The 8,672-nt window shown below is 47.8% G+C and carries 10 protein-coding genes; 3 read left to right on the top strand and 7 right to left on the bottom strand.

The features are described from left to right. Nucleotides 1-89 precede the first annotated feature (89 nt). Together TK45_RS02570 and TK45_RS02565 are read right to left on the bottom strand one after the other, a co-directional pair. Nucleotides 90-1,070 carry a DUF4382 domain-containing protein gene (locus tag TK45_RS02570; protein WP_131257068.1) on the bottom strand — a complete coding sequence of 327 codons (981 nt, stop codon included), beginning with the start codon at nt 1,068-1,070 and terminating at the stop codon, nt 90-92. A gap of 195 nt (nt 1,071-1,265) precedes the next feature. After that, a complete protein-coding gene (locus TK45_RS02565) occupies nt 1,266-1,589 on the bottom strand; it encodes a helix-turn-helix domain-containing protein (protein WP_131257067.1) in 324 nt (107 codons plus the stop codon). Between the two features lie 103 nt (nt 1,590-1,692). Here TK45_RS02565 and TK45_RS02560 point away from each other — a divergent pair, with 103 nt between their 5' ends. The 3 genes from TK45_RS02560 to TK45_RS02550 all read left to right on the top strand — a co-directional run bounded on the left by TK45_RS02560 (nt 1,693) and on the right by TK45_RS02550 (nt 3,981). Further along, entirely contained in the window at nt 1,693-1,980 is a 288-nt protein-coding gene (locus tag TK45_RS02560; protein ID WP_131257066.1) for a YciI family protein, read from the top strand. Between the two features lie 331 nt (nt 1,981-2,311). Further along, a complete protein-coding gene (locus tag TK45_RS02555; protein ID WP_165490681.1) occupies nt 2,312-2,914 on the top strand; it encodes a GDSL-type esterase/lipase family protein in 603 nt (200 codons plus the stop codon). Beyond that, a complete protein-coding gene (locus TK45_RS02550; protein WP_131257064.1) occupies nt 2,911-3,981 on the top strand; it encodes an acyltransferase in 1,071 nt (356 codons plus the stop codon). Before TK45_RS02555 ends, TK45_RS02550 begins: the two co-directional genes overlap by 4 nt. Before the next feature lie 129 nt (nt 3,982-4,110). Here TK45_RS02550 and rimO read toward each other — a convergent pair whose 3' ends face one another. From rimO to TK45_RS02525, 5 genes are all read right to left on the bottom strand, one after another. Then, entirely contained in the window at nt 4,111-5,535 is a 1,425-nt protein-coding gene (rimO, locus tag TK45_RS02545) for a 30S ribosomal protein S12 methylthiotransferase RimO (RefSeq protein WP_131257063.1), read from the bottom strand. A gap of 100 nt (nt 5,536-5,635) precedes the next feature. Then, nucleotides 5,636-6,361, bottom strand: coding sequence for a PepSY-associated TM helix domain-containing protein (locus tag TK45_RS02540; RefSeq protein ID WP_131257062.1), 726 nt, complete (start codon nt 6,359-6,361; stop codon nt 5,636-5,638). Then, a complete protein-coding gene (locus tag TK45_RS02535; RefSeq protein WP_371414247.1) occupies nt 6,358-6,882 on the bottom strand; it encodes an FMN-binding protein in 525 nt (174 codons plus the stop codon). The genes TK45_RS02540 and TK45_RS02535 overlap by 4 nt, the downstream gene beginning before the upstream one ends. Nucleotides 6,883-6,906: 24 nt before the next feature. After that, nucleotides 6,907-8,088, bottom strand: a complete 1,182-nt coding sequence (locus TK45_RS02530) for a porin (RefSeq protein WP_131257060.1) — start codon at nt 8,086-8,088, stop codon at nt 6,907-6,909. Between the two features lie 133 nt (nt 8,089-8,221). Further along, nucleotides 8,222-8,672 (bottom strand): methyl-accepting chemotaxis protein (locus TK45_RS02525; RefSeq protein WP_305764514.1); only part of this gene is annotated, 451 nt, incomplete at its 5' end.

The following is an 8,672-nucleotide window of genomic DNA, read 5'->3' as shown; positions in this document are numbered from 1 at the left end:
CAAAGAGGGTTTGTTCAGACGCAGGTATGTGAATTGATACCTAAAAACGGCGCCAGTCGGCGCCGTTTAGTCTGTGTCTCACGACTGAGTTAGCCTGCAGTAAAATTAACCGCGACAGGTGTCGAGTTTGCGCTGACGCTCACTTCCGCTTGCTGCAGTTGAGTGATGTCATCATCCGCCTCAGGATCATCTACCGTGTCGCAAGACAGCGACAGCGTATAATCACCGGCAGGCACATAACCAATTTCGTAACTGTACGTAGCGGCACCATCAAATGTTACTGTGGTGCTGGCAAACGGCTCTACACCTTCCGCGCCGCCGTTGTCCGCCAGGGTGTTGCTATCCAGCGACACGCCCTGATATAGGTACACAGTCGCTACTGGTGTTGTAATGTCGCTTGGTGCAACGGTACAGCTGTTATTGACCAGGATGGTTTCGTCAACTGTGCCCTGGACATGACCAATCTGATTGTTATCAACCAAACGTACACCACGTGGCTTAAGGAAATAACCGGACTGACCAACTGGGTTGGTCATGGCTTTACGAAGATCAAATTCCAGCGTAAAGCTCAATGTATTACCCAACGCAGCCGTAAATCCATCCAGTTTTAATTCATTGGACGGCACGCTGACATCAATTTTTTCGCCTGTTTCTTTTACTGTGCCATAAGAGCCATCCGCCATCACCAGACGTAACTGGTTATAGGTACCTGGCGCGATACTCACTTCTGATAACAGGGATTCACTGGCCATACCCATATAATCCAGTAAATTAATCCCTACAGTGGCAGGAATTACCTCTCCTGCGTCATTTTTACATACGTCATTGGCGGTAAGCATTTGAGGATCGGTGCCGACAGTGAAGGTGCTGTCGCTGGCGCTGCCATCTGCATGTTTGAGTTCTACCGCGTTAAAACAGACCACAACTTCAGACAAGTCATCTACCGGGGCGTCGCTGATCGCCAACGCAAACGTGGGATTCGGTTGCTCTAACGGTTTGTCGTTACTGCCACCACAACCTGCCAGTACACCAGCAGCAATAAGGGATACAGTGATGAGTTTATGATTCATGTTTACTACCTCATGTTGTTCAATCGGTAGGAGTGTATCCAGAATCATGCCAACTTTATGTTGTCGGTATCAAACCCGGGTATAGATGGGAATATTTGTCTGGCCTTGTGAACTATGGATCGGATATTTCCAAAGTCAGACAAGGCTAATGACCTTAATGCAATCGATAGGGTCTGTTTTAAAAGTTGAGATACCCTAAAGCTGCTTTTCCCACACAGATGCCCACGCCCGAAGCGGATCTAATGTCGTCATTAATGTATTGCCGAGTTCGGTGAGTTGATAGCCAGTGGGAGAGGTGGCCAGCAACCTAGCGTCCGCTAATTGTTTAATACGATTATTAAGTACCGATGGTGACATGTTATCGCAGTTTTCCTGTAGGGTACGAAACGTTTGGGGGCCGGTTCTGAGCTCCCACAAGATCCGCATATTCCACTTGCGTCCCAACAGGTCGAATACCGCCATGATGGCGACACCAGAATGTGAACCTCTTACAGGTTGGTTTGGTAAAGGTGTGTTCATAAGTTTGCTTCTAAAAAAGTAGCAGATTGCTTGCTGTGCCGTTACAATTCGCTACGAAATAAGTAGCAATATACCTTTCAACTAACTAAATAGCGAGGCATAGATGTTTCTGGTCGATATGCATTTTACCGATATGACTAAAATTACGCCGGTATTAACCGAGCAACACAAACAATATTTACATCAAGAGTATCAAACTAATCAATTGATGTTTGGCGGGCGTAAAGTGCCACGTACAGGTGGCATTTTAATTTCTATGCACGCCAGCGAAGCGGAACTGGTGAGCATGTTAGCAGCGGATCCCTTTATCAAAAGTGGCGCAGTGCACTATGAGATTACTGAGTTTGTGCCAGTAATGGCTGCGGCCGCGTACGCGGATTTGGTTATTTAATGCTTTGGATAGAGAAATAAAAAAGGGCAGTCTGAACGCTGCCCTTTTTATCGCCTGAGGGACGACGCCAAATTGCTTCTGCCTCGGTTGAACCTTCGGCACAATACTGTTGACTGACATAAAACCGGGACTGCGGCGGTGATTTTTTATGCGGCAATATGTTTCAGCTGTTTTATCGGTATAATGGCGCAGCTGTACCTTGTTAGGATTAGCCAGTTTGATGTAGGTGCCTTTGGTAATGAGGAAAATTGCGTTTGTTTACGTGCTGTGTCTTCACGTAGTGATTGTGTTAATGCTGAAATACACTGACTTGATTAGTCAGGTTTTTAGCGTGTCTGAGTCACAGTCGAACGAGTTCACCCGTCATTATGAAACCATGACTGCGTTTCACTCCAGAATTGACAATAATTTAACCGAAGGGTCAGTCATCTTCATCGGTGATAGCCACGTTCAGGGGCTTGCCGTAGCAGCGGTAACAGATAAGGCGGTGAATTATGGAATTGGTAATGATACCACGGTAGGGGTGCTGCGAAGGGTCAAAGAATATCGCTCTTTATCCAAGAGCAGCGCCGTTGTACTGGAGATTGGTTTTAATGATTTACGCTTTCGCAGCAACACTGAAATCCTCACTCAATACAACCAAATTCTAACGCAATTACCTGATAACATTGGGGTGGTTTTGTGTGCCGTGCACCCAGTCGGCCAAAGTAAGCATGACTTATTTAATCACAGAATTCATGCATTGAATGGGGAATTACGTGATTTGAGCCAGCAGTTTGACCACGTTACTTTTCTTGATGTTTTCGAAGACAAACTGGCGCCAGGCGGATTTATGCCAGCAGACTATCAACTGGCGGACGCCATTCATTTATCAAAAAAAGGCAATGAAATCTGGATATCAGCCTTAAGGAAAAGTCTGGAAAATATACGATGAAGAGAATTAGTTATTTAGATGGTCATCGCGGTATTGCGATTTTGTTGGTGATTGCATTCCACGCGTTTGCGTCTCGGCCTGAAATAATGCCGTATGGTGATGCATTTGGTGAGTTTCCGTTATTTAAGTTTGGTTATCTGGGTGTGCATTTATTTTTCCTGATTTCAGGATTTGTGATTTTCATGTCGTTGGATAATTCAAAAAACGCAGGGAGTTTTATTTACCGGCGTTGGTTGCGACTATTTCCGGCCATGTTGGTATGTTCGTTAATTATATACGCCACCGCCGGATTTTTTCACGAGAGACCTAAAGGTCAACCCGAACTTAAAGACCTAATAACAGGCCTTTCATTTGTTGAACCATATATCTGGGCTAAGTTAACCGGCTTGAAACTGTCCAGTATTGAGGGTGCCTTTTGGTCGCTGTACGTAGAATTTAAGTTTTATCTCGCCGCTGCGATTATTTACTTCACTGTAGGCAGAAAATATTTAGTGGTGTCTGTTTTTCTGTGTTTTATCATGTGGCTAGTCAGTCGCTACTTGTCCGAAACGCTGGCAATCCAATCTTTTTCGGTATTCCACACGATTACTCATACACTTGGCTTTCAATATTTTGGCTGGTTTGCGGCTGGTGCAGCGTATTACTCCTACTTAAAAACCGATAACGTAAAATGGTATGTGACGGGCATAATGATTTCGATTATTAGTGCAATTGTCGAAGGTGGTTTTAACCCGATACCCAGTTTTGCTGCCGTTGTTGTTTCAATGTTTTTTGCGCTTTCTATTGTTAATCAAAAGCTGCAGGCGCTAATCAGTAATCGTCTTTTTTTGTTTTTCGGTGTGATCAGTTATCCACTGTATTTGCTACATGAAAATATGATGATATCGATAACAATTAAACTGAATCACTTGGTGGGGCTTGTGCCTAGCTTTGTCTATCCGTTGGTTGCTATTGCTCTAATCAGTCCACTGGCTCTTTACATTGCGAAGGTAATCGAACCCAAAGTGAAAGGCCTACTGATAAAACTGTTTGCATCTCTGAATGTGTTTAAAACAGTCAGGGGATAATAATCGTATCTTACTATTTCCTCGTCCTGCCGCATGTGTTGCTGCTAGTCGTTAAATTTTTTCAATTAAAAAGGCAGATAAATATATCTGCCTTTTTAATTAAGGGTCGGAGGGACTCTCGGGAGTAGACTATTCCTGCTCGTCGTCTTCATCATCCACGCGTACTGCCCACAAGTCGTGTTCATCGGCATGAATGATTTGTGCCCAGATTTTCTCGCCCGGTTTTACATCGAATTCGTCAGTCAGATAGACCTTACCATCGATCTCTGGCGCATCCATGTAGGTACGGCCAACCGCGCCTTCCGAGGTGACTTCGTCAATCAGTACCTGGAACTCCAGACCTATTTTGTCTTGCAGTTTTTGCGCGCTGATTTCGCTTTGTTTTTGCATAAAGCGTTGCAGACGCTGTTGCTTGATCTCTTCTGGTACCGGATCGGGTAAATCATTGGCAGTGGCGCCTTCGACTTCAGAATAGGTAAAACAGCCAACACGATCTAACTGGGCTTCTTCAAGGAAATCCAACAGGATTTGGAAGTCTTCTTCGGTTTCACCCGGGAAGCCAACGATAAAGGTTGAACGGATCACCAGTTCCGGACATACCTGTTTCCAGGCTTTGATGCGCTCCAGTGTGCGCTCAGCTGCTGCCGGGCGTTTCATCAGCTTCAGAATACGCGGGCTGGCATGCTGGAACGGAATATCCAGATACGGCAGAATTTTACCCTGTGCCATTAACGGGATGACCTTATCTACCGAAGGGTAAGGGTAGACATAGTGCATACGCACCCAAATCCCCATCTCACCGAGTTTTTCTGCCAGGCCAAGCATGTCGGTTTTTACCGGCATACCATTCCAGAAGCCGGTACGGTGTTTAACATCGACGCCATAAGCACTGGTATCCTGCGAAATCACCAGTAATTCCTGTACCCCGGCATTTTTAAGGCGGGTGGCTTCGTCCAGCACTTCGCCAATTGGGCGGCTGACCAAATCACCGCGCATTGACGGAATAATGCAGAAGGTACAACGGTGGTTGCAGCCCTCCGATATTTTTAAATAAGCAAAGTGGCGCGGCGTTAATTTCACGCCGTGATCCGGGATGAGATCCTGAAACGGGTTATGGCTGGGTTTAGGCAGGTGTTCGTGAACCTGTTCAACCACGCTTTCATAGGCATGAGGGCCGGTAATCGCCAGCACATTAGGGTGAACTTCACGGATGTCGTCTTCTTTAACGCCCAAACAGCCGGTAACGATAACTTTGCCGTTTTCTCGCAGCGCTTCGCCGATGGTGTCTAATGATTCTTGTACCGCGGTGTCAATAAAACCACAGGTATTAACGATAACCAGGTCCGCATCGTCGTAGCTGGGCACTACATCGTAACCCTCAGTGCGAAGTTGGGTCAGAATACGCTCAGAGTCCACCAGGTTTTTCGGGCAACCTAAGCTTACAAACCCAATACGCGCATTACCTGCCGTGGCGTCGCCGCGCTGCTCTGCCAGCACTTTTTGTGGCGTTTCCAGCGTGGTGGTTTGTTTAGGATCGAATTTTTCAACTGTCATGGTGTACCCGAATTACAAAGGCCCAAATTTTAGGAGCGCGGATTATACATGAACCCGCGCGTAATACACAGACAGATGAGTGTAGCGGAAGGTAAGCCGTTTAGCGTTTGCTTTGCCAAAGCCATAGGCCGCTGAGCAGCATGGCGATAATCAGCAGGCCAATCACATCCCAAAACCAGATGGCCCAGCTGCCAAACAAGCGGCCACTGTGCAGATCCAATAACACGCGCTCCCAGTTCAGGTGCTGGCTTCGCGCCAGTAACACCATATGCTCGGGGGTATTTCCGTCGGGCTCAGACCAGACTATCTCTGCATTTGCGTGTGCGCGCGTCCAGCTTAGGAATTCATCTTCGGACAGCCAGTTGCCCTCTGGGGTGCGCAGGAGCGGGGATTGCTGTACCTGTCCCAGGCCGGTGATTGGCGTAGGCAAACCACTGGCGCTATCCAAGGTATCAATCAACTGACCGCCAGGGCTCAGCCAGATGAGCTGCTGTTGGCTGGCAACAAACCAGCCTTGTTCGGTAGCAACCGCCGCAATTAGCGGGTAGGCACTTTCCCATATCAGTTGTTCGTCTAGCAATACACGACTATCGGCGAGGGTGAGGTGTCGCTGCTGATAGGAAAATGTTTGTAACGCATGGGGGGCGCCTATGCCGTAAACGTCGAGCAAGAGCTTATTTTTGACCGGCGTACGATCCAGCCCTAATTGATTGGCATGATTAATCAGCATGCCTGTCACGGTGATCAAGAGTAAAAATAACGCTATCGCTACGCCAATTCGACGGTGCCAGACACGAAATGTCTTTTTACCCGCGTTACGTTTCATTTGCTTTGCGTTACCTTGTTGTGCAGATAGAGCGCCAGACGCGATAATTTAGTCAGTGCCCGCACGGACAGCGTCGCGCCAGTTATACCATCAATGTGTTGGTCAAGCTGTAACTCGTTATCCAGCCGGGTGTCGATAAACTGATTGGTGAAAAAGTCATGGCGCACTTCATCGCCGCGGCTTTCGCGATAAATGAGTACCTTAACCTGCTGAATTTGTGAATTTTTAATGTGGATCCCGACGGTAATAGGGGATTCTTTACCGATTTCATCCATGATCCAAACGGTTTGATCTTGCTCGCGCCAGTATTTTACGCGCAACTTTTCATAGCGCCGGGCCATGATCTGGTCAATATCATCTTTGACACTGTCATCCAGCCAGATAACCGCAGGTTTTGGGACGCTGCCGAGCGCCTGCTGAATAAATTCTGCAGGGGTTAAATACACGTCCTCTGCCTGTGCGGTAGCGCAGAGTAATGATGCTAACAGAATAAATAATCGTGCCATCATGGGATCAAACACGGGGGCAAAAGCCCCCGTCAGTCATCAGAACTGGTAACCGACACCCAGGTTGAAGCCATCGGCATCGGCGGCACCACCCTGAGATTCGATATCGAATTTCAGTACCACATCTTCATGCAGCCAGTAATTGATACCAATGTTGGTTTGGGTTTTTTCCGTATCGGCGCTATCACCGGCATTGTTGTCCCATGCGCTATAACGGGCAAATACACCAAACTGATCATTCAGTTTATAGGAAGGTTCGATATAGAAACCCGTTTGCTTATCGCGTCCTACCGCAGCCGCATCGGCACCGTCGACATTCCACTGTGCATATAACGCACGCACGCTGAATTGATCAACGCTGTACACACCGTGCGCAGTAAACAGGGTTGCCGCTGCTGCGTCATCCAATGTGCCTTGGCTCAGGTCTGACTGATATACCAAAGAGGCACCCAGTTCCAGACCAGGAATCGCGGTATAACGAATTCGTGCCGTATAGGCTAAATCATTCGCGGTTGCTTCAGATACCTTCTGGCGGCCGTTACGGATTTTAAACGCGTTGCTGCCGTCTACCGGCGTGGCTAAGCCTGAGGTGATGGCGGTATCCAGTGCCAGTCCTGGCGCAAGTTTAAAGTTTGCACCGATACCTGCTTCCCACCAGGTGGTCGGCAGAATGTCTTTTTCTACCGGGTTACGCTCAACACCATAGAACGTTGGCGGCTCATGGGTTTCATTGATCAAGCCAACCGGCATCAGGAACAAACCGGCTTTGGCGGTGACTGTGTCGCTAAAGTCGTGCTCTACGTAAGCCTGCTCCAGCTCTACTTCACCGTGCTTACCTTCACCTGCCAGTGCGTGTTCCAGTTCCAGCTCAGATACGAAGCGGGTTTTGCTGTCAAACTCATGGTTGAAGAACAATACGAAACGGTGAAAGTCCATCTCACGGGTCTTTTCGTCGGTTTTGTTGTTAGTGATGTTGTTGTAATGCAGTTCACCGTAACCACCGATAGTGGTGGCAGACTTGCTGGCTGTTTGTTGAGATTCAACCGCATCGGCAACTAATTCCGCACGTTTCTCGGAGGCTTCTAAACGACGCTCTAATGCTTCTAACGCCTTTTTCTGTTCGGCGATTAACGCGCGTAGTTCATCCGTTTCCTGATTGGCGAATACGGCTGAACTGGAGAGGGCAGTCATTAAACTGGCAGCTAACAATGTCTTTTGCATGGGTGTCCTTTACATCGACCTTGGAAAATTCGCGGCAAGGATAACCATTCTCATTTATAAATGCAAACAGTTCGCATTAACATTTGGTGTAAATAGGTGAATACAGGCTGGTGTCGAGCTAAAAAACGCCGGATTATCCGGCGTTGTTGATGGTGAAGCGCGCGATGTCCTGACTGATTTGCCGTAATGTTTGGGTAATACGTTCCGATACCTGTTGCATTTGGCGTGCCTGGCCCAGGGTTAGCTGACTTTGCTCAGCAATGGAGTTCAAGCCGGATTTAACCGTACCGGACTGTTGCTGCTGACGGTTGACCGCGTCAAATACCGCTTTGTTTTGATCGCTTATTTGTGCAAAGGCCTCATTCAGTTCGCTGATAAAAGTTTGTGATTGACGGATGTTGCTCATGCTCTGCTGAGCTTGTTCCTGACCCGTTGCCATGGCAGCCACCGCGTTATCCGCCGATGTTTGTAACTGCTTAATGCTTTCTGAGATCTGCTTGGTCGATTGCTGGGTTTTGGTCGCCAGCGTGCGTACCTCATCCGCAACCACAGCAAAGCCACGTCCGGACTCACCTGCGCGGGCA

Origin of the sequence: Bowmanella sp. JS7-9, assembly GCF_004329715.1 — a bacterium.
GTDB classification, from domain to species: domain Bacteria; phylum Pseudomonadota; class Gammaproteobacteria; order Enterobacterales; family Alteromonadaceae; genus Pseudobowmanella; species Pseudobowmanella zhangzhouensis.
The sequence above is the reverse complement of the archived record's forward strand: the minus strand, read 5'-3'. Positions and strand labels throughout refer to the sequence as shown.